The sequence below is a fragment of the Streptomyces clavuligerus genome (genome assembly GCF_005519465.1).
GTDB lineage: Bacteria > Actinomycetota > Actinomycetes > Streptomycetales > Streptomycetaceae > Streptomyces > Streptomyces clavuligerus.
In genome coordinates, this window is the sequence record NZ_CP027858.1 from 4,956,403 (window position 1) to 4,975,924 (window position 19,522).

Consider the following 19,522-nt stretch of genomic DNA (forward strand, 5'->3'; position numbering starts at 1 on the left):
TCGGTGTCGGTGTCGGTTCCGGGGATGGGGACGGTGACGGTGACGGTGTCGGTTCCGGCCGGTCGGGGGAGGAGGTCAGGGGGTCCGTCCCGGTCGCCATCTCAGCGGCCGTCCGCGTACAACTGCTCCACCAGGGAGCTGAGCACCTGGTCCGTGCGCGGGCCGTAGTTCAGCAGCACCCCGTCCGGAACGGACACCACCCGGCGGTCCATGCCCGCCGGGGTCTGGGCCACGCCCGGGATCTTCACCAGGCCGTCCACGCCGCCCACCGAGTCCAGGCCCTTGGACATGACGAGGATCGCGTCCGGCGCCGCCTTCGCCAGGGCCTCGCTGGTGATCGCGGTGAAGTCCTTCGTCAGCCCGGACTCCTTGCCCGCGTCGACGGCGCCCGCCGCCTCCAGGAGCGAGGAGGCGCCGGAGTCGGCCCCGCCGAGGAGGTACACCGAGGCCGTGCCCCGCAGATAGAGGAAGGCCACCCGGGGCTTCTCGCCGCCGGCGGGCCCGGGGATGTCCCTCTGGACCGCCGCGATCCGGTCCCCGGTGCGCTTCTTCAGCTCCGCGCCCGCCGAGGGTACGCCGAGCGCCCGGGCCACCGCGTCGATCCGGGGTCCGACGTCGGCGAGGCTCTTCGCGGCCTTCACCACGAGCAGCGGGATGCCCGCGTCGCGGATCTGCCGCAGGGACTCGGCAGGGCCGGAGACCGTCTCGGCCAGGACCAGGGTCGGCCGCAGCGACAGCACGCTCTCGGCGGAGACGTCGTGGCCGCGCGTCACGACGGGCAGGCTCGCGGCCTGTTCGAAGGTGGCCGTGACATCGCGGGCCACGACCCGCTCGCCGAGACCGAGGGTGAAGACGATCTCGCTGAGCGAGCCGGTGAGCGGAACGACCCGTTCGGTGGAGGTGACGGTGGTCTTCCGGCCGTCCGCCGACTCCACCGTGACGGGCAGTCCTGGGGTGGGCGCGGGGCCCAGCGGCTCCACCCGGTCCGGCGCGGCGGAGGTCTTCGGCTGCCCCGCCCCGGCGGTCGGAGCGGAGTCACCGCCGCCGCAGCCGCTCGCCGCCAGGGTGAGGGCGAGCACGGTCAACACCGTGCCCACCGGGCGGAATCCGCGCACACGGCGCGCCGGGCCCTGAGAAAGCACCAGAAGTACCGTCCTGTCCGTTCCGCCGCCCGCCGGATGCGGAAGGCGCTGGGGGGCGTTCCCCCGGTCTGTGCCGAGCCGCCCGACGGGGGCGGCCCGCTTCCGGAGGGGCCCGGACCGCCCCGGACCTTCCCGGACCTCCTGGCCCCCGGACCTCCTGGCCCCCGGACTCTCCCATCGGGTCCCGGAGTTCGGGTTCCTGGCCTGAACCGGCACTCGGGAACGCGAACCGGGACGCAGGGGGCTACCGGCATCGACCAGGTATAGCTTAGGTTAGCCTTACCTTGCTTTTCCAGGGTGTCGGGGGTGCGCTCCGGGCTGCTCGCCCCCGTCGCGCCCCGCCCCGGCCGCACCATGTCCCGCTGTCTCCCGCCGTATCCCGCTGTCCTCCGCCGTATTGCGGCCCAGCACAGCCGCACCCTTGGAAGGGATTCCCCATGCTGCCGTTCAGACCGGCCCGCGCGTTGGTCGCGGCGCTGCTCGCGGCCCTGTTCGGAGCGCTGGCGCTCCCCGCCCCGTCCGTCTGGGCGGCCGATCGCACGGTCCAGGGCGGGCGGCTCGACTGGGGGCTCAAGTCCTCGTTCCAGAAGTACGTCACCGGGCCGATCGCGAACGGCGGTTACCGGTTGACGGGCGGGTCCGCGACGGTCGGGCAGAGCCTCTTCCGCTTCCACTCGGCGCAGGGGGCGTACGACCCGGACAGCGGCGCGTTCGAGGCCCGGTTCAGCGGCGGGGTGCACTTCACCGGCCATCGCACGCCCGACGGCAGCCATGAGCTGGACCTCTCGCTGAGCCGTCCCACCGTCAGGATCTCCGGCGGGAAGGGCACTCTCCACGCCGACATGGTGAGCAAGGCCCGGGGCACCGGGAAGGTCACCACCGCCCGGCAGGTGGCGTTCGCCTCGCTCGACCTCTCCGGCATCGACATGCGGGGCGGCACCAGTCCCGTCGCGCTCACCCGGGTCCCCGCCACCCTCACCGCGCAGGGGGCCACGGCCTTCGCGGGCTTCTACCCGGCGGGCACCCCGCTCGACCCGGTCAGCCTCAGCGTGGACGTGGCGGCGGGCGCCCCGCGGCAGCGGGAGCCCGGGCCGTCCACGCCGCCGGAGCCCCGGCCGTCCGCGACGCCGAAGCAGACGAAGCCCGGGGCGGGGGCGGGCGCGGTGCGCGACGCCGCCGTCGACTGGGGTGTGCGGCGCACCTTCCGCGAGTACGTCACCGGCTCGATCGCGCAGGGCGAGTGGACCCTGAACGACGGCGCACAGGACGGGGGAGCCCTCTTCCGCTTCCCGGAGGGGACGGGCACCTACGACGCGGGGAAGCGGACCCTGACGGCCTCGTTCGCGGGTTCCGTGCGCTTCACCGGTGCCCATCTCGACCTCACCCTCGGCAAGGTCACCGCGGCCGTGCGCTCGGGCCGGGGCACGCTGAGCGCCGACGTCACCTCGGCGGGCCGCACCCAGCGGGCCGTGCCGCTGGTGACCTTCCGGGCCGACGACTTCACACCGGAGAACGGTCTGATCGCCCTGACCGAGGCCCCGGCCACCCTCACCGGGCCGGGTGCCCGCGCCTTCGGCTCGATGTACCGGGCGGGCACCGCGATGGACCCGGTCTCCCTCGCCGTCGCGGTGGACGAGGGGGTGCGTCTGCCCGCACTGCCCGACCTGGGCAGCGACAGCTCCGCCGGGCCCGTGACGGCCGCGCCCTCCGCGCCCGCCGGGCAGCGGTCCGCCGCCACCGCCGGGTCCCCGGGCGCGGCGGAGCGGGCGGACTCCGCCGACGGCTCCTCCCGCACCTGGGTGTTCGCCGCCGCGGGCGCGGCCCTCCTCGCCGCTGCCGCTGCCGCCGCCCTCCTCGTCGTACGCCGCCGCCGTACGACCCCCAACTGATCGACACAAGGAGTACCCCCATGTCAGCCCCCGCCTCACGCCGCCCGGCCGCTCTCGTGGTGGCGGCCACCGCCGTCGCCCTCGGCGCCGGTGCCCTCGCCCTCCCCGCGTTCGCCGCCGGTGCGGCCACCCAGAACGTGCGGGGTGGGACGGGCGGGCCGCCCGCCGGGGCCGCCATCGGCCTCCGGGACGGCGTGCTGGAGTGGGGCTTCAAGGAGTCGTTCCGGACGTATGTGGCGAGGAGCGGCACGATCACGGCCCGGGACGGCGCCACCCAGGCGGCACGGAACGGAACGTTCACCTTCACCGGCGGTACGGGGACCTACACCCTGGCCGACCACAGCACCCGTACCGCGTTCACGGGGGAGGTCGAGTTCCGGACCCCGCGGCTCTCGCTCGTCCTCGCCGATGTGAGGGTGAGCACGGCGGGGACACGCGGCACCGTCGAGGCCGATGTCACCGTGGACGGCGAGAAGCGGAACGACATTCCGGTGGCCGAAGTGGATCTGACCGGCGCCTCCCGGCCCACGGGGGGCGAGGGAGGGGCGATGGTCTTCACGGCGCTCCCGGCGAAGCTGACGGCGGAGGGGGCGGCGGCGTTCCGTTACCCGGCGGGCGAGGCGGTCGACCCGTTGACGTTCAGCGTCAGGGCGGGGGAGGTCCGGCCCCCGGAGCCGGGCCCCATCGACCCCGAGCCCGCCCCTGACCCCGACCCCGCTCCTGACCCCGAGCCCGCCCCTGACCCGAAGCCGAAGCCTGACCCCGAGCCTGCTCCTGACCCTGACCCGAAGCCGGAACCGGACGCCGGGCGGGACCCGGACTCCTCCCAGGGCTCCGATTCCGTTTCCGGCACCGGAAACGGCACCGGCGCCGGAAACGGGTCACCGGAGTCCTCCGGCGAACAGGGCGGGACCCGCGAGCAGGGCGGGACCCGCGCGCGGGCCACCGGGCAGATCGCCGACGGCCGTCTCGACTGGGGTGTGCTGAAGCGGTTCCGGGAGTACGTCACCGGACCCATCGCCCAGGGCCGGATCGACCCGGCGGGCGGGGCGGTGAAGCTCGGCGAGGGCTTCCGCTTCCCCACGGCCACGGGCACCTTCGACGCCAGGCGGAACACACTCGACGCCGCCTTCCGGGGCAGCCTGCGCTTCCGCGGCCACCAGGACCCCAAGACCGGGGTCTGGGCCCTCGACCTGCGGATGAGCGGCTTCGAGATCAAGATCGACGGAGCCCGGGGCACGGTGTCCGCCGACATCACCACCAAGAGCCGCACCTCGGGGGAGACGGTGCACCACCGGGACATCCCCCTCGGTACGGTGACGGTCCCCGCCGGGGGGCTCGCCGTCAAGGACCGGGTGGTCCGGATGACCGGCGCGCAGGCGAGGCTGACCGAGGCGGCCACCCGGCCCTTCGAGGGCATGTACCAGGTGAACGAGCCCCTGGACCGGATCGACCTCGCCGTCTCGCTCGACAAGGACGCCGAGCTGCCGCCCGGTTCCGGCACCGGGACCACCGGCGGAAGCGGCGGAACGAACGGTACTGGCGGAACGAACGGCACCGGCGGCGCGGTCGGCGGTGGCGGAACGGGCGGTACCACCGGCGGAGGCACGGTCGGCGGCGGCACGGTCGGCGGAGGGACGGGCGACGGCGCGGCGGCCGGCTCCGGCTCCCTGGCCGCCACCGGCTCCGGCCTGCCCGCCGGTGCCCTGATCGGCGCCTCGGCCGCCGTCGTCGCGGCCGGTGCCGGGACCGTCCTCCTCGTCCGGCGGCGGGGGACGGCCACCCGCGGCTGAGCCGGGACGTCCGGGGTCCGCCACGGCGGAATCGGGCCGCGCCCGCGGGGAGCACACGGCCGCGGCCCGTCGAGGTTCGGGAAAAGCGCGCACGTCACCGGGGGAACGGATGCTTCAATGCCCCCGTGAACGCACGCGATCCGCGCCAGTCCCTCGACGTACTCCATGTCTTCTGCGACGCCGACGGGCGGCACGGCAACGCCCTCGGCGTCGTCCGCGACCCCCGGGCCTGCCCCGATCCGGCCGCGCGCCAGGCCCTCGCCGACGAACTCGGCTTCAGTGAGACCGTGTTCGTCGACGATCCCGAGCGCGGCACCGTGGACATCTACACCCCCGGGGCCCGGCTGCCCTTCGCCGGACACCCCCTCGTCGGCGCCGCCTGGCTGCTCGACCTGGCGGAGCTGAACCCTCCGGCGGGCACCGTCTGGGCCCGTGGCGACGGCGAGTTCACCTGGATCACCGCGCGCCCCGAGTGGGCGCCGCCCCGGAACCTGGAGCGCTTCCCGACCCCCGCGGCCGTGGACGCGCTGCCCTCGCCCCCGCCGGGGGACGGCTGGCTCTACGCCTGGGCCTGGGAGGACGAGCCCGCGGGGCGGATCAGGGCGCGCGCCTTCCCCCGGCGCCCCGGTGGGGTCGTCGAGGACGAGGCGACGGGCGCCGCCGCGCTGCTGCTCACCGAGCGGCTGGGCCGGGCCCTGAACATCACTCAGGGCCGGGGGTCGCAGATCCTGACGGCCCCCGGCCCCGACGGCACGGTGGAGATCGGCGGACGGGTACGGCTCACGTCGTCCGCCGCCGCCCCGGCACGCGCGATGGAGGGTCCGGCCCCCGTCCCCGCCCGCAGGCTCAGCGTCGCGGACGCGCTGCGGCTGATGGGCTGAGGCGTCACGGGGCCGACGCGCCGATCGGGGCGTACGGCCGCGAGCCCGGCCCCGGCCCGGCCCCGAGCCCGGCCCCGATCAGGTCAGGACCCGGGCCCGGACCGGGCCCGGCCCCGAGCCCGGCCCCGATCAGGTCAGGACCCGGGCCCGGACCGGGCCCGCCGCGCGTCTCACACGGAGCTGAGCGGGAACTCCGCCGCCAGCGCCACAAGGATCGCCTCGTTGAAGCCGTACGCCCGGACGCACTCCGCCACGACCCGCTGCTGCTCCAGTTCGTCGGCGGTCACCGCGTCCAGCAGCTCCCGGTACTCACGGCGGAAGACGGGCGGGCTGGCTATCCCGTCGAAGATGTAGAAGCGCACACCGTCACCCTTGTGGGTGATGCCCCAGTTCCGTTCCGCGCGGCTGCGGACGGCCTGGCCACCGGCGAGGTCGCCGAGGTAGCGGGTGTAGTGGTGGGCGATGTAGCCGCCCGCCCAGGTGCGCGCGCACTCCTGTATCCGCTCCGCGTACGCGCGGGTCTCGGGCAGCGGGGCCGACCGCTCGCGCCACTCCTCGCCCAGCAGATGGGCGAGATCCCGCTCCAGGCTCTCGGTGCGGAAGAGCCGGGGCTGGATGAACGGCCCGGTCGCCGGGGAGTCCTTCAGGGTCTCGGCGGTCTCCTCCAGCGCCCGGTACACGTACCAGAGCTGCTCCGTGTAGCGCGCGAACGCGTCGACGCCGTGTCGGCCGCCGAGCAGGTCGTTCATGAAGGGCGAGGTGCTCACCCTTTTGTGTTCCTCCAGGGAGGCGGCCCGCAGGAGGGTGGAGAACGACGTGTCGACGGTGGCGGTGGTGGCGTCCAAGGCGGTGACCTCCGGGACCAGGCGGATGTGCGACGGCGGCGGCAGCGCAGGGCTGTACCGCCGTCGATCATCCTACTTAGGCTTACCTAAGTCAATGGTTTGTCGACGCCTTGTCGGTAAAACCGGTGGGGCTCAGGGGAGGGTCAGGATCTCGGCCCCGGTCTCCGTCACCACCAGCGTGTGCTCGAACTGCGCGGTGCGCCTGCGGTCCTTCGTGACCACCGTCCAGCCGTCCTCCCACATGTCGTACTCATGGGTACCGAGCGTGAGCATGGGCTCGATGGTGAACGTCATCCCCGGCTGGATCACCGTGGTCGCGTGCGGCGAGTCGTAGTGCGGGATGATCAGACCGGAGTGGAAGGAGGAGTTGATCCCGTGCCCGGTGAAGTCGCGCACCACGCCGTAGCCGAACCGCTTGGCGTACGACTCGATCACCCGTCCGATCACATTGATCTGGCGGCCCGGCTTCACGGCCTTGATGGCGCGGCCGAGGGACTCCCTGGTCCGCTCCACCAGGAGGCGGGACTCCTCGTCCACGTCGCCGCAGAGGTAGGTGGCGTTGTTGTCCCCGTGCACCCCGTCGATGTACGCGGTGACGTCGAGGTTCACGATGTCGCCGTCGCGCAGCACCGTGGAGTCGGGGATGCCGTGACAGATGACCTCGTTGACCGAGGCGCAGAGCGACTTGGGGAAGCCCCGGTAGCCCAGCGTGGAGGGGTACGCCCCGTGGTCGCACATGAACTCATGGGCGACCCGGTCGAGTTCGTCCGTGGTCACCCCGGGGGCGATGCGCCGGGCGGCCTCCTCCATCGCCTGGGCGGCGATACGGCCCGCGACCCGCATCCGCTCGATGGTGTCGGAGTCCTGCACCTCCGGCCCGGCGTACGGGGTCGGGGCGGGCTTGCCGACGTATTCGGGGCGCCGGATGGCGGCGGGGACGGAGCGGGCGGGGGAGAGTGTCCCCGGGACGAGCAGTGACTGGCCAGACATGCCAGCGAGTCTAACCAGGGGGTGTGGGGCAGCATGGCTGAAGACGAAGGGAGCACCCGATGGCCCTGTTCAAGAGGCGCGAGGCGGGCAAGCCGGGCGAGTGGTACTACTGCCTGAAGCACGGCACGGTGGAGGAGGGCCCGGAATGCCGGGCGGCCGACCGGCTGGGTCCTTACGCGACCCGTGAGGAGGCCGCGCACGCGATGGAGACCGCGCGGGAGCGGAACGAGGAGTGGGAGAACGACCCCCGGTGGAAGGACGCCCCCCGGGGCGAGGACCCGCCGGACGCCTGACACCCGGGGCGCCCGGCGGCGCCGGGCCGGACCCGCCCGGTGGGTCATCCGGCGGCGGGCCGTCCGGCCGCCGCCGGGCCGGGCGCCGCACCGGCCGCGCCCCCGTCCGCCGCCTTCGCCAGGGCCGCCTCCTGCTGGGCCTTGCGGCGCAGCGCGTCTTCGTCCGTGGCGGAGTCGTACCGCAGCAGCCTGGGCAGCGCGGCCGCCAGCAGCGCCACACCCGCCACACAGAGCACACCGCCGCTCCAGATCGCCGCGCGGGTGCCCGTCCACCCCGCCATCGCGCCCGAACGGACCTGCCCGAGCTGCGGTCCGACGCTGTACGACAGCACCTCTATCCCGGCCAGCCGGCCCCGCAGCTCCTCCGGGATCGTCTGGTTCCAGATGGTCATCCGGCCCAGGCCGCTGAGCGTGTCGCCCGCGCCCGCCACCGCCAGGGCGAGCAGTACCAGCCAGATGCTGTCGAACCAGCCCGCCGCCGCGATCGCGAGCCCCCAGATCCCCGCGCCGAAGACCACCAGCAGCCCGTGCCGCCGCACCCGGGAGGTCCAGCCGCTCATCAGGCTCAGCAGCAGCGAGCCGCCCGCGATCGCCGAGAACATCAGCCCGAGCGACCACTCGGCGTCGAGGTCGTCGGCGAGGAAGGGGAATATCGCGACCGGGAAGGCGAAGAACATCGCCACCAGGTCGATCGCGTACGTCCCCAGCAGCACCGGCCGTGACCAGGCGTACCGCGCGCCCTCCACGATGCCCCGCAGCGAGGGCTTCTCCGCACCCTCGACGGCGGGCGCCGGGGCCAGCCGCAGACACAGCAGCGCCGAGACACCGAAGGTGACGATCGTCATCGCGTACGCCGTGGCATGGCCCGACCAGGCCACCACCAGGCCCGCCGCGGCGGGGCCCGCGAGACCGCCGAACTGCCAGCGCAGATTGTTCAGCGCCGCCGCCGCGGTGAGCTGGTCGTGCGGGACGATCCGCGCCATGAGGGAGTCGATCGCGGGGCGCTGGAGCCCGGCCATGGCCGAGACGCCCGCCGCGACCACGTACAGCGGCCACAGCATCGGCTCCGGCAGCATCGCGTTCACCAGCAGCAGCCCCGCCAGGACCGCGAGGCCCAGCTCGGTACGGACGATCAGCTTGCGCCGGTCGCCCGCGTCGGCGAGCGCTCCCCCGTACAGACCGAAGACGATCAGCGGCACCAGCTCCACCGCGCCCATGGCGCCGACCGCGAGCGGCGACTCCGTCAGATCCTTGATCTGGAGCGGCAGCGCGATCATGGCCATGAAGCTGCCGAAGTAGGCGATCAGCCCCTGCACCCACAACAGCCGGAAGTCGCGGGACGAACGCCAGGGGGAGAGGTCGGGCAGCACGGCGGAGAGCTTGGATGTCACAACGGGCCATGCTCTGTTCCGGCCGCGGGGCCGGGCAAGCGAATTAGCGCCGGTGCGGGGCCGGGCAAGCGAGTCGGCGCCGGTGCGGGGCCGCCCGGCCCGGGGCTACCAGCGCGGCGGGGGCGGCGAGGTCAGCTGGTCGACCAGCCGGGAGAGCCGGTCCCGGAAGCTGCGCCGCCCCCGGGCACCCGGCACGCTGTTCTCCCCGGCCGCCGCGCTGACCAGGTGCTGCACCATGTCCAGATCGATCGGGGGGCTGGGGGACGCCACCGTCAGCGCCTCGTGCGCCAGCTCCGGCAGCACCCGGTCCCCGCCGCCGAGCGCCAGCACCGTCGCCCCCGCCCTGCGGGCGTCGCAGATCCGCTCCAGGAGCGCGTCCTCGGGCCGTTCCGGGGCCACCACCAGCAGGGTGTCGCGACGCCGCACCGTCTCCAGCCGGGAGAGGCCGACCGACAGATGGGCCGGGTCCCCGTCCCGGGCCCGGTGGCGCACCAGCGTGGGGGCCAGCTCCGGCTGCCCCGACCACGCGGCCTCGTCCACCAGATGGGCGGCCAGATGCCAGGGCTCGTACTCCTCGGTCCCCACCAGCAGCAGACCGCCGCCCTGCGGGAGCACCGACGACCGCAGCACCCCCGCGAACCGCCGGGTCGCCGCGGGCCATTCCGTATCCGCCAGGACCTCGCGCAGCAACGCCACCCGTACGGCATCCATGGCGCGGATTCTCCCGTACGGGCGCTCCGCGCGCCGGGCGGTCGGCGTCCGCTCACCCGTACGGGGCATGCGGCCCACCGTCGCCCCGCCGCCCCGGACCGGCTCCCGGTACCCCCCGGACCGGCGCCTCTACCAGCGAGTAGGGTCGGCCCATGACTTCCACTGAGAACGACCCCACGAGCACGGCGGCGACGACGAGGCCCGCGGCCAGGGACCCGTGGGACCTGCCCGATGTGTCACAGCTCGTCGTCGGCGTGCTCGGCGGCACCGGGGACCAGGGGCGCGGCCTCGCCTACCGGCTGGCCCGGGCCGGACAGAAGGTGATCATCGGCTCGCGGGCCGCGGAGCGCGCCGAGGGCGCGGCGGCGGAGCTGGGTCTCGGCGTCGAGGGCGCGGACAACGCCGAGTGCGCGCGCCGCAGCGACATCGTCATCGTGGCCGTGCCCTGGGACGGCCACGCCAAGACCCTCGAAGCGCTGCGCGAGGAGCTGACCGGCAAGCTGGTCGTCGACTGCGTCAACCCGCTCGGGTTCGACAAGAAGGGGGCCTACGCGCTCAAGCCCGCGGAGGGGAGCGCCGCCGAGCAGGCCGCGGCGCTGCTGCCGGACTCCCGGGTCACCGCCGCGTTCCACCATCTGTCGGCGGTGCTGCTCCAGGACGCGTCGATCGACGAGATCGACACCGATGTGATGGTGCTGGGCGAGTCCCGCGCCGACACCGACCTCGTGCAGGCGCTGGCGGGGCGTATCCCCGGGATGCGGGGCGTCTTCGCCGGGCGGCTGCGCAACGCCCACCAGGTCGAGTCGCTGGTGGCGAATCTGATCTCGGTGAACCGCCGCCACAAGGCGCACGCCGGGCTGCGCGTCACCGACATCTGAGCGGCCCCGCCCCGGTGGCCCGCGCCTGCGGGGCGCCCCGCGGGAACGTGCGAGCCGGATGTCCGGGCGGCCGGGGCATGGGGGACACTGAACGGGACGGACAAACCCCCCGACAGGAGCCACACCCCATGCCCCGCCTCGCTCTCTTCGCCATCGCCGTCTGCGCGCTCGCCGTCGTGGCCGCCGTGCTCTCCTTCACCCAGGGCATGTGGATCGGGATCGTCTGGGTGCTGGTCGCCGGTCTCTCCTCCAACATGGCCTGGTACTACTACCGCAAGGCCAAGCTGGAGCGGGCCGCGGGCTGAGGCCCCCGCCCCCCCGGGACCGGCCCGACCGGTCCCCGGCGGTCCAGAAGGTCGTCAGCGGTGGCTCAGAAGGTCGTCAGCGCGGTGCAGAGCGGGTCCGTTCCCGCCCAGAAACGGTAGAACTCCTCACCGCAGGCGCGGTCGCCCGGCTCCACGCCCAGCGCGCGCAGCAGATCGTCCACCACCCCGAAGAAGGCCCCGTTCACCTCCGGGATGAACAGCACCGCGATGACCAGCAGCAGACCGAACGGGGCGATCGGCTCGACCTGGCGGCGGATCCGGTACGACAGCCAGGGCTCGATCACCGCGTACCCGTCCAGGCCCGGCACCGGCAGCAGGTTCAGCAGCGCCGCCGTCACCTGGAGCAGGGCGAGGAACGCCAGCGCGTACCGGAAGAGATTCGGTACGCCGTCCAGCGCGCCCAGCCAGAACGGCGCCGTGCACACCACCGCGAAGAGCACGTTCGTCAGCGGGCCCGCCGCCGCGATCAGACTGTGCCGCCAGCGGCCCCGAATCCGGCCGTGGTCGATGAAGACCGCGCCGCCGGGCAGACCGATACCGCCGAGGATCACGAAGAGCACCGGCAGCACGAAGCTCAGCAGGGTGTGCGTGTAGCGCAGCGGGTTGAGCGTCAGATACCCCTTGTCGGCGATGGACAGATCACCGCTGTGCAGCGCCGTGCGGGCGTGCGCGTACTCGTGCAGACAGAGCGAGACGATCCAGGCCGAGGTGACGAAGAGGAAGACCGCGAGCCCCGGCGACGCGGCGAAGTCGCTCCACACCGCCCAGCCCGTGACCGCCATGACGGCGACGATGCCGAGGAAGACCGGGCTGACGCGCCGGTCGCCGGAACGGGAGGTGGTGGGCATGGCGGCGACTCCTGAGGGCCGGAAGGGCGTGCGGAACGACCGTACAGGGGGCGGTACGGGCCCGGCGGGCACGGTGCGCGCCCGTTCCGGCCCGCGGACCGCGCCCGGGGCCGGGGCGCGATGAGGGGACAATGGCGGGGTGCGCTTCTCCTTGATCGGCACCACACAGGTCGTCCACGACGACGGCACCGCGACCGCGCCCGGGGGCGCCCGGCTGCGCGCGCTGCTGACCGTACTGGCGCTGCGGCCCGGCCGGCCCGTCACGGTCGGCCTGATCGCGGCCGAGATCTGGGACGAGGAACCGCCGGAGGACACACCGGGCGCGGTGCAGGCGCTGGTGGGGCGGTTGCGCCGGGCCATCGGACGGGAGGCGGTGGAGTCCGTCGCGGGCGGGTACCGGCTGCGGGCCGACGCCGACGACGTGGATCTGCACCGCTTCGACCGGCTGGCGGGCGAGGGCGTACGGGCCTTCGAGGCCGGGGACGCGGCCAAGGCGGCGGACCTCCTGGACGAGGCGCTGGAGCTGTGGCGCGGGCCCGTCCTCGCGGATCTGCCGGACCGGGCGGCACCGGCGGCCCGCTGGGAGTCCCGGCGCCTCGACGCCCGGCGCACCCGGCTGGCGGCGGCCCTCGCCCTGGGCCGGGCCGAGGAGGCGCTGCCGGAGCTGACGGCGCTCTGCGCGGACCGCCCGATCGACGAGTCGCTCCAGGCCCTGCGCCTCACCGCCCTGCGCGCGCTGGGCCGCCCGGCCGAGGCGCTGGCCGCCTACGAGGACTTCCGCCGCCGGCTCGCCGACGAACTGGGCACCGGCCCCTCGGCCCCGCTCCAGACCCTCCACCGCACCCTGCTGACCGCGCCCGCCCCGCCGCCCGCCGGACCCCCGCCCGGCCCCGGCGGCCCGCGGGGCGCTGTCCCGGGCGTCGCGGACGCCTACGGCGGACCGGGCCGCGGGCCCGGCGGCCCGGGCCACGAGCGGGGCGCCCCCGCGCCCGGCGCGCTGTCCGGGGCCGTGCCCCCGGGTACCGCGCCCGGCCCCGGCACCGCGCACGGCGGTCCGCACGGTGCGGTGTTCCCCGGCGAGCACGGGCGTGGACCCGATGGGTCCGCCCGGCAGCGGGACGGTGTGTCCGGTCCGGAGGGCTCGTACGGGCGGTCTGCCGCCGGGGACGCCCACGGCGGTGGGTACGGCCCGGTGTCGGGTGGCCCGTCGGCTGCCGGGGGTCCGGACGGGGGTGCGCGGGGCGGCGTGTCCGGCTCGGACGGTTGGTACGGGCGGTCTGCCGCCGGGGACGCCCACGGCGGGTACGGCCGGATGTCCGGCGGCCCGGCCGCCCCCGCGGACGGTGGCGCGGGCGGGCCGGGCGAGCACGGCCGGGACCCCGCCGCCGGGCCGGTGCCCGCGCGGCAGGCCGCGCGGGGCAATCTGCGGGCCCGGCTCACCTCGTTCGTCGGCAGGGAGGCCGACATGGAGACCCTGCGGGCCGATCTGCGCGGGGCGCGGCTCGTCACCCTGCTCGGCCCCGGCGGCTCCGGCAAGACCCGGCTCTCCGTGGAGGTCGCCGACCGGCTCGCCGACCGTACCCCGGACGGCGTGTGGATGGCCGAACTCGCCCCCGTCGACGACCCCGACGCCGTCGCCGAGGCCGTGCTCACCGCCCTAGGCGCCCGCCAGACCCGGCTGCGCGGCGCCGGTTCCGAGGAGCTGCGCGCCGCCGAACGGCACTCCGACGACCCGCTCGACCTGCTCACCGAGTACTGCGCCCGGCGCCGGATGCTGCTCGTCCTCGACAACTGCGAACACCTCGTGGCCGCGGCGGCCACCCTCGCCGAGCGGCTGCTCGAAAGCTGCCCCGGGCTCACCGTCCTCGCCACCAGCAGGGAACCCCTCGGCATCCCCGGCGAGCTGGTGCGGCCCGTCGAACCGCTGCCCGCGCCCACCGCGCTGCGGCTGCTCGCCGAACGCGGCGCCCAGGCCCGTCCCGGCTTCCGCGTCGAGGACGACCCCGACGCCTGCGCCGAGATCTGCCGCAGGCTCGACGGACTGCCGCTCGCCATCGAACTGGCCGCCGCCCGGCTGAGGATGCTCGCCCCGCGCCAGATAGCCGACCGTCTCGACGACCGGTTCCGGCTGCTGACGAGCGGCAGCCGCACCGCACTGCCCCGGCAGCAGACCCTCCGCGCGGTCGTCGACTGGTCCTGGGAACTGCTGGACGGGCCCGAACGGGCCGTCCTGCGCAGGCTCTCCGTCTTCGCGGGCGGCTGCGACCTCACGGCGGCCGAGGCCGTCTGCGCGGAGACCGCCCCGGACGGCGCCCCCGGCGCCCAGGACATCGCCGAACTGCTCGGCTCCCTCGTCGACAGGTCCCTCGTCCTCGCCGCCCCCGTGGGCCCCGGCGGCGCCATGCGCTACCGCCTCCTCGAAACCGTCGCCGAGTACGCGTCCACCCGGCTCGACGAGGCCGGGGACCGCCCGGCCACCGAACGCCGCCACCTCGTCCACTACCGCGAACTCGCCCGCACCACGGACCCGCTGCTGCGCGGCGCCGGACAGCTCGCCGCCATCGAGGTGCTGGGCACCGAGTACGAGAACCTGCGCACGGCCCTGCGCCGGGCGGTCGCCGCGCGGGACGAGCAGGAGGCCCTGTGCATGGTGCTCGGCCTCGCCTGGTACTGGCACATACGCGATCTGCGGGCCGAGGGCAGGTACTGGACCTCCCAGGTCACGACGCTCGGCCCGGACCCCTTCGCGCTGCCCCTCACCGTCGCGCCGCCCGTGCACGAACGGCTCCTGGACGCGCCCCCGCCCATGAGCCCCGAACTGCTGGCGGAGGCCCGCCGGGGGGTCGGTCTGCTCCAGCTCGTCTATATGAACGTCGTCGTCGGCCAGTGGACCGACGACGAACACCTCGTCCGGCTGACCCGGGTGGCCCAGGTGTACCGCCCGGGACTGCCGCAGACCTGCCGCCCCCCGGGCTTCTTCTGGTTCTTCGCCCTTGTCGTGTCGGGCGACGGCGACGCCCTGCTGGAGATGCTCGACGAGACCGTTGGCGCCTGCCGCCGGTTCGGGAACGAGTGGGAGCTGGCGTACGCGCTCCAGATGCGGGCCAATGTGCTCGCCAACCGCAGCCACTGGGCCGGGGACGCGGCCCGGGACGCCGACGAGGCGCTGGCCGCGTTCACCCGGATCGGCGACCTCTGGGGGGTGGCCGAGTCCCTGTCCGCGCGCGGCGAGGGACATGAGCGGGCCGGGCGGCACCGGCAGGCCGCCGACGACTTCACCGTGGCCATCGGATACGCCGAGGAGATCGGCGCCGACTTCCAGGCGGGGGTGCTCCGCGCCCGGCTCGGCGGGCTGCTGCTCGAACTCGGCGAGGAGGAGCGCGGCGAGGCACTGCTGCGCGGGGCGCTGGCCGAGTACGAGGGCACGGCCAACGAGTGCACCGCCGTGGCCCGGATCTTCCTCGCCCTCTGGCTCGGCCGCACCGACCGCGTCGCCGAGGCCCGCGCCATGATCGTTCCGCTGCTCGACCAGTTCGGGTCCAGCAGTCTGGCGATCTTCGAGGGCATGGTGAAGGGCTTTCTCGCCTGGCTGGACTTCCTCGACGGAGAGCTGGAGGACTCGCTCGCGCGGGGCCGGGAGGCGCTGGACCTGGCCCGGGGCCCGCTGGCCACCATGGTCGCCCCCCAGCTCGCCTCGGTCCATCTGGTGACGATCGCCCAGACGATGACCAGGATGCGGCCCGAGCGGGCCATGGACGCGGCCCGGCTGCTGGGGGCGTCCGACGCCCGGCTGCCCGAGGAGCACCTCGCCACCTCGTACGAGTGCGCCGCCCGGGAGGCGAGCGAGGCGGAGGTACGGGCGGTCCTCGACGACGCGGCGTACGACCGCGCGTACACGGAGGGCCGTGCCCTCTCCGCCGAGGAGGCCGCCGACCTCATTTGATCCTGGTCCCCTGCGACCCGCTCGCCCGGGGGAGAGAGCACGGAGCCCTCTCCCACCGAACGGTCCTCCCCCCTCGTCCCGGGGCGCGTGAGCCGAAGGGGGTACGCCTCCGCCTCTCTCCCGGGCCGGACGATGGCTCCGCACCCCGTCCCTGAGCCGGGCGTTTGCCCGCACCCCGGGGCGAGTGAGCCGAAGGGGCGCGTGGCTGCCGAAAGTGGAGAGCGCGCGGAGCCCGTGAGGAACGAGCGGGCGAGCACGGTCGACCGTCGGCAGACGCTTCAGCGTCCCGGAGGCGAACCGAGCCACAAAGAAGCAGCCTTCAGCTCTTGCGGCAGAAACGGGCGACCGCCAGTGGGGCCGTGATCACGGTGATCGCCACCGCCCAGCCGAGCGTCCAGGTGACGGGACCGGCCAGCTCCCCGCCGTTGACCAGGGCGCGGGCCGCGTCCGCGAGATTCGAGAGCGGGTTGTACTCGGTGAAGGTCTCCAGCCAGCCGGGCATGGTCGACGGCGGGGCGAAGATCGACGAGCCGAACTGGAGCGGCAGCACCACCAGGACACCCAGCCCCTGGACCTCCTGCGGGGTCTTCACCGAGAGCCCCAGCAGAATGAAGATCCACACCAGGGACGCCCCGAAGAGCAGCGAGAGCCCCATCGCCGCGAGCAGATGCAGCGCGGAGGTCTTGACGTCCAGCCCCAGCGCGAAGCCCATCGCCAGCAGGATGACCATCGCGACCGCCATCCGCGCCAGCTCGACCACCACCTTGGCGATCAGCACCGAGGAGCGGGCGATCGGCATGGACCGGAAGCGGTCCATGACCCCCTTGCCGACATCGTCGTTGATCCCGGCGCCCACCGCCATCGCGATGGAGAGGCCCATCATCGCCATCAGCCCGGGGACGACGTAGTTCACATAGGCGTCCCGGTTCCCCTGGCCGGAGATCGCGCCGCCGAAGACGAAGACGAAGAGCAGGGTGAAGACGATCGGCATCAGCAGGGCGTCGGCCATCGACTCGGGGTTGCGCTTGATCTGGAGCGTGTTGCGGCGCACCAGCGCGCCGATGTGCCGCAGATGGGCGCGCGGCCGGATGCGGCCCTCGCCCGCCGGGACAACCGCCCCTCGCGTCTCGCGCGTGCCCGCGCCCCCGCCCTCGGCCGGGCCCGAGGGCGGCGCCGTGCGGGTGTCGGTGTGGATGCTCATACCGCGGCCTCCTGGACCTTCGGACCGTCCGCCGGTGCCCCGGTGATCGCCAGGAACACCTCGTCCAGGCTGGGCAGTTCGGTGGCGATGTGCGCTATCTCGAAGCCGTGGTCGGCCAGCAGCCCCACCACGGCGGTGAGCTGGACATCGGCGAGGATGGTGACGGAGAGCTGCCCCTCCTTCTCGTCGACGCCGACCCCGGCCGCCCCGTCGAGGCCCGACTCCCTCAGGGCCCGTGCCATCGCGGGGAGTTCCGCCCGGTCGCTGGGGCGGATCTGGAGGGTCCGGCCGCCGACCCTCGCCTTCAGCTCGTCCACCCTGCCGCCCGCGATCACCCGGCCCCGGTCGATCACGGTCAGTTCGTCCGCGAGCCGTTCCGCCTCCTCCATGTACTGCGTGGTGAGCAGCACGGTCACGCCTTCCCCGACCATGCGGCCGACCTCGTCCCAGACCTCGTTGCGGGTCCGGGGGTCGAGCCCGGTCGTCGGCTCGTCCAGATAGAGCACGGAGGGCCGGCCGACCATCGACGCGGCCAGGTCGAGACGGCGGCGCATACCGCCCGAGTAGGTCATGGGGGGCCGCTTGGCGGCCTCGGTGAGGGAGAAGCGCTCCAGCATCTCGTCGGCGCGGCGGCGCGCGTCCCGGCGGGAGAGATCGAGCAGCCGCCCGATCATGTAGAGGTTCTCCCAGCCGGACAGCTTCTCGTCCACCGACGCGTACTGGCCGGTGAGCCCGATCACCCGGCGCAGCTCCCGGGGCTGGCGGAGCACGTCGTACCCGGCGACCGTCGCGGAGCCCTCGTCCGGTTCGATCAGGGTGGCGAGCGTGCGGACCAGAGTGGTCTTCCCGGCGCCGTTGGGGCCGAGTACTCCGAGGACGGTGCCCTCGTGGACGTCGAGGTCGACGCCGTCCAGAGCGGTGGTCGAGCCATAGCGTTTGACGATGCCCCGTACCCGGATGGCGGGAGGGCCGCCCCCGCCGGGCCTGTTCCCGTGGTGTGTCATGCCCCCACCTTGGGGGGTGCCGCCGACAGCTCGCCGACGTCCCGCCGACAGGCGCGGTACGGCGGCCGGGGACGGCCGACAGCCCGCCGATGGGGGGAGTGTCGGCGGGCTGCCGTGGTGCGGCGGTGGTACCGGCCGGGCCGGGTCCGCTCGGGGTGTCCGGCCCGGTGGACGGATGCCCGGTCCGGGCGGGTCGCCCGGACCGGAGGGACCCGTCAGTGGAAGGTGTGCTCCTCCTGCGGGAACGCCCCGCCGACGACATCGTCGGCGAACGCCTTCGCCGCGTCGCCCAGGGCCCGCCGCAGATCGGCGTACTGCTTGGTGAAGCGCGGCACCCGGCCGCCGGTCAGGCCCGCCATATCGGTCCAGACCAGTACCTGGGCGTCGGTGCCGGGACCGGCCCCGATGCCGATGGTGGGGATGTGCAGCGAGCGGGTGACCTCGGCGGCCAGCTCCGCCGGGACCAGCTCCAGGACGACCGCGAAGGCACCCGCCTCCTGGGCCGCCTTGGCGTCCCGCAGCAGCCGGTGCGCGGCCTCGTCGCTGCGGCCCTGGACCCGGTAGCCCATGGTGTTCACGGACTGCGGGGTCAGCCCCAGATGGCTCATGACCGGAATCCCGGCCTCGACGAGCAGCTCGGTCTGCGGCAGCGAGCGCTCGCCGCCCTCCAGCTTGACCGCGCCCACCCCGGCCTCCTTGACCAGCCGGGTAGCGTTGCGCAGGGCCTGTACGGGGCCCTCCTGGTACGAACCGAAGGGGAGGTCCCCGACGACGAGCGCCCGCTGGGTGCCCCGGACCACGGCGGCGGAGAGCAGGGTCATCTCGTCCATGGTGACCGGCACGGTGGTGTCGTAGCCGAGGTGGGTGTTCCCCATGGAGTCGCCGACGAGCATCACCGGGATCCCGGCCTCGTCGAACACGGATGCGGTCATGGCGTCGTACGCGGTGAGCATCGGCCACTTCTCGCCGCGCTCCTTGGCGGCGGCGATGTCATGGACGGTGATGCGGCGGGTGCCCTTACCGCCGTACAGCGCCTTGCTGCTGTCGGCGGGCTTTCGGGCAGCCTGAAGCGTCATGGCTAACGGCTCCTTATGATCATCTCGTGGCGCCCTGACGGCGTCCCCGGACTTGCTTCCATGGTGGCACTTCGTGCCGACTACGGGGAAGGGGCCCTCCGCGGTGACCGAGGGTTCCCGGGCGGACACGGCACGCTGTGCCGGGCCGTGCCGCCGCCGCACGGGGCCGGGGAGCGGCGGCGTCCCGCCCGCGTCCCGGTCGTGCGCATTTGATCACACCTTCCCCACATGGTCTGATGCGAGGAACCGTGCACGTCATCCTCTCGTCATGGGCACAGAACGACCGCCCCCCCGGGGCGGCACGGCAAGTA

General features: G+C 74.3%; 16 protein-coding genes. 7 read left to right on the forward strand and 9 right to left on the reverse strand.

From position 1 onward, the window contains the following. Positions 1 to 101: 101 nt before the first annotated feature. Positions 102 to 1,097 carry a heme/hemin ABC transporter substrate-binding protein gene (locus CRV15_RS20880; protein WP_009996030.1) on the reverse strand — a complete coding sequence of 332 codons (996 nt, stop codon included), beginning with the start codon at positions 1,095 to 1,097 and terminating at the stop codon, positions 102 to 104. Between the two features lie 482 nt (positions 1,098 to 1,579). Here CRV15_RS20880 and CRV15_RS20885 point away from each other — a divergent pair, with 482 nt between their 5' ends. The 3 genes from CRV15_RS20885 (at position 1,580) to CRV15_RS20895 (ending at position 5,705) form a co-directional block, all read left to right on the forward strand. After that, positions 1,580 to 3,031, forward strand: coding sequence for an HtaA domain-containing protein (locus CRV15_RS20885; protein WP_009996029.1), 1,452 nt, complete (start codon positions 1,580 to 1,582; stop codon positions 3,029 to 3,031). Between the two features lie 20 nt (positions 3,032 to 3,051). After that, positions 3,052 to 4,824, forward strand: coding sequence for an HtaA domain-containing protein (locus CRV15_RS20890; RefSeq protein WP_003960291.1), 1,773 nt, complete (start codon positions 3,052 to 3,054; stop codon positions 4,822 to 4,824). A 125-nt stretch (positions 4,825 to 4,949) separates the two neighbouring features. Then, a complete protein-coding gene (locus CRV15_RS20895; protein ID WP_003960290.1) occupies positions 4,950 to 5,705 on the forward strand; it encodes a PhzF family phenazine biosynthesis protein in 756 nt (251 codons plus the stop codon). A 170-nt stretch (positions 5,706 to 5,875) separates the two neighbouring features. On the opposite strand, the gene CRV15_RS20905 is transcribed toward CRV15_RS20895, so the two are convergent. Both CRV15_RS20905 and map read right to left on the reverse strand, forming a co-directional pair. Continuing rightward, positions 5,876 to 6,550, reverse strand: coding sequence for a biliverdin-producing heme oxygenase (locus tag CRV15_RS20905; RefSeq protein WP_003960289.1), 675 nt, complete (start codon positions 6,548 to 6,550; stop codon positions 5,876 to 5,878). 132 nt (positions 6,551 to 6,682) lie between these two features. Further along, the gene (gene map / locus CRV15_RS20910) at positions 6,683 to 7,540 is read right to left on the reverse strand and encodes a type I methionyl aminopeptidase (protein WP_003956620.1); all 858 of its coding nucleotides are present in this window, start codon (positions 7,538 to 7,540) and stop codon (positions 6,683 to 6,685) included. 59 nt (positions 7,541 to 7,599) lie between these two features. Here map and CRV15_RS20915 point away from each other — a divergent pair, with 59 nt between their 5' ends. Beyond that, positions 7,600 to 7,833 carry a hypothetical protein gene (locus tag CRV15_RS20915; RefSeq protein WP_003956619.1) on the forward strand — a complete coding sequence of 78 codons (234 nt, stop codon included), beginning with the start codon at positions 7,600 to 7,602 and terminating at the stop codon, positions 7,831 to 7,833. A gap of 44 nt (positions 7,834 to 7,877) precedes the next feature. Here CRV15_RS20915 and CRV15_RS20920 read toward each other — a convergent pair whose 3' ends face one another. Then, positions 7,878 to 9,224, reverse strand: coding sequence for an MFS transporter (locus CRV15_RS20920; protein WP_003960288.1), 1,347 nt, complete (start codon positions 9,222 to 9,224; stop codon positions 7,878 to 7,880). A gap of 105 nt (positions 9,225 to 9,329) precedes the next feature. Beyond that, positions 9,330 to 9,935 carry a hypothetical protein gene (locus CRV15_RS20925; RefSeq protein ID WP_003956616.1) on the reverse strand — a complete coding sequence of 202 codons (606 nt, stop codon included), beginning with the start codon at positions 9,933 to 9,935 and terminating at the stop codon, positions 9,330 to 9,332. A gap of 152 nt (positions 9,936 to 10,087) precedes the next feature. On the opposite strand from CRV15_RS20925, the gene npdG reads away from it, so the two are divergent. Both npdG and CRV15_RS36000 read left to right on the forward strand, forming a co-directional pair. Next, positions 10,088 to 10,813 (forward strand): NADPH-dependent F420 reductase, encoded by a 726-nt coding sequence (gene npdG, locus CRV15_RS20930; RefSeq protein WP_003956615.1) that lies wholly within the window; start codon positions 10,088 to 10,090, stop codon positions 10,811 to 10,813. Positions 10,814 to 10,941: 128 nt separating this feature from the next. Beyond that, positions 10,942 to 11,118 carry a hypothetical protein gene (locus CRV15_RS36000; protein ID WP_009996025.1) on the forward strand — a complete coding sequence of 59 codons (177 nt, stop codon included), beginning with the start codon at positions 10,942 to 10,944 and terminating at the stop codon, positions 11,116 to 11,118. A gap of 65 nt (positions 11,119 to 11,183) precedes the next feature. Here CRV15_RS36000 and CRV15_RS20935 read toward each other — a convergent pair whose 3' ends face one another. Continuing rightward, positions 11,184 to 11,987 (reverse strand): site-2 protease family protein, encoded by an 804-nt coding sequence (locus CRV15_RS20935; protein WP_003956613.1) that lies wholly within the window; start codon positions 11,985 to 11,987, stop codon positions 11,184 to 11,186. Between the two features lie 139 nt (positions 11,988 to 12,126). Between CRV15_RS20935 and CRV15_RS20940 the strand changes: the two genes are divergently transcribed. Continuing rightward, positions 12,127 to 15,930: an AfsR/SARP family transcriptional regulator gene (locus CRV15_RS20940; RefSeq protein ID WP_009996023.1), complete on the forward strand. Its 3,804-nt coding sequence runs from the start codon at positions 12,127 to 12,129 to the stop codon at positions 15,928 to 15,930. A gap of 319 nt (positions 15,931 to 16,249) precedes the next feature. On the opposite strand, the gene CRV15_RS20945 is transcribed toward CRV15_RS20940, so the two are convergent. The 3 genes from CRV15_RS20945 to panB all read right to left on the reverse strand — a co-directional run bounded on the left by CRV15_RS20945 (position 16,250) and on the right by panB (position 19,211). Beyond that, on the reverse strand, positions 16,250 to 17,131 hold the full coding sequence (locus tag CRV15_RS20945) for an ABC transporter permease (protein ID WP_003956611.1): 882 nt from the start codon (positions 17,129 to 17,131) through the stop codon (positions 16,250 to 16,252). Beyond that, positions 17,128 to 18,135, reverse strand: a complete 1,008-nt coding sequence (locus tag CRV15_RS20950; RefSeq protein ID WP_003960284.1) for an ATP-binding cassette domain-containing protein — start codon at positions 18,133 to 18,135, stop codon at positions 17,128 to 17,130. Before CRV15_RS20950 ends, CRV15_RS20945 begins: the two co-directional genes overlap by 4 nt. A 215-nt stretch (positions 18,136 to 18,350) precedes the next feature. Continuing rightward, positions 18,351 to 19,211 carry a 3-methyl-2-oxobutanoate hydroxymethyltransferase gene (gene panB / locus CRV15_RS20955; RefSeq protein ID WP_003956609.1) on the reverse strand — a complete coding sequence of 287 codons (861 nt, stop codon included), beginning with the start codon at positions 19,209 to 19,211 and terminating at the stop codon, positions 18,351 to 18,353. Positions 19,212 to 19,522 lie beyond the last annotated feature (311 nt).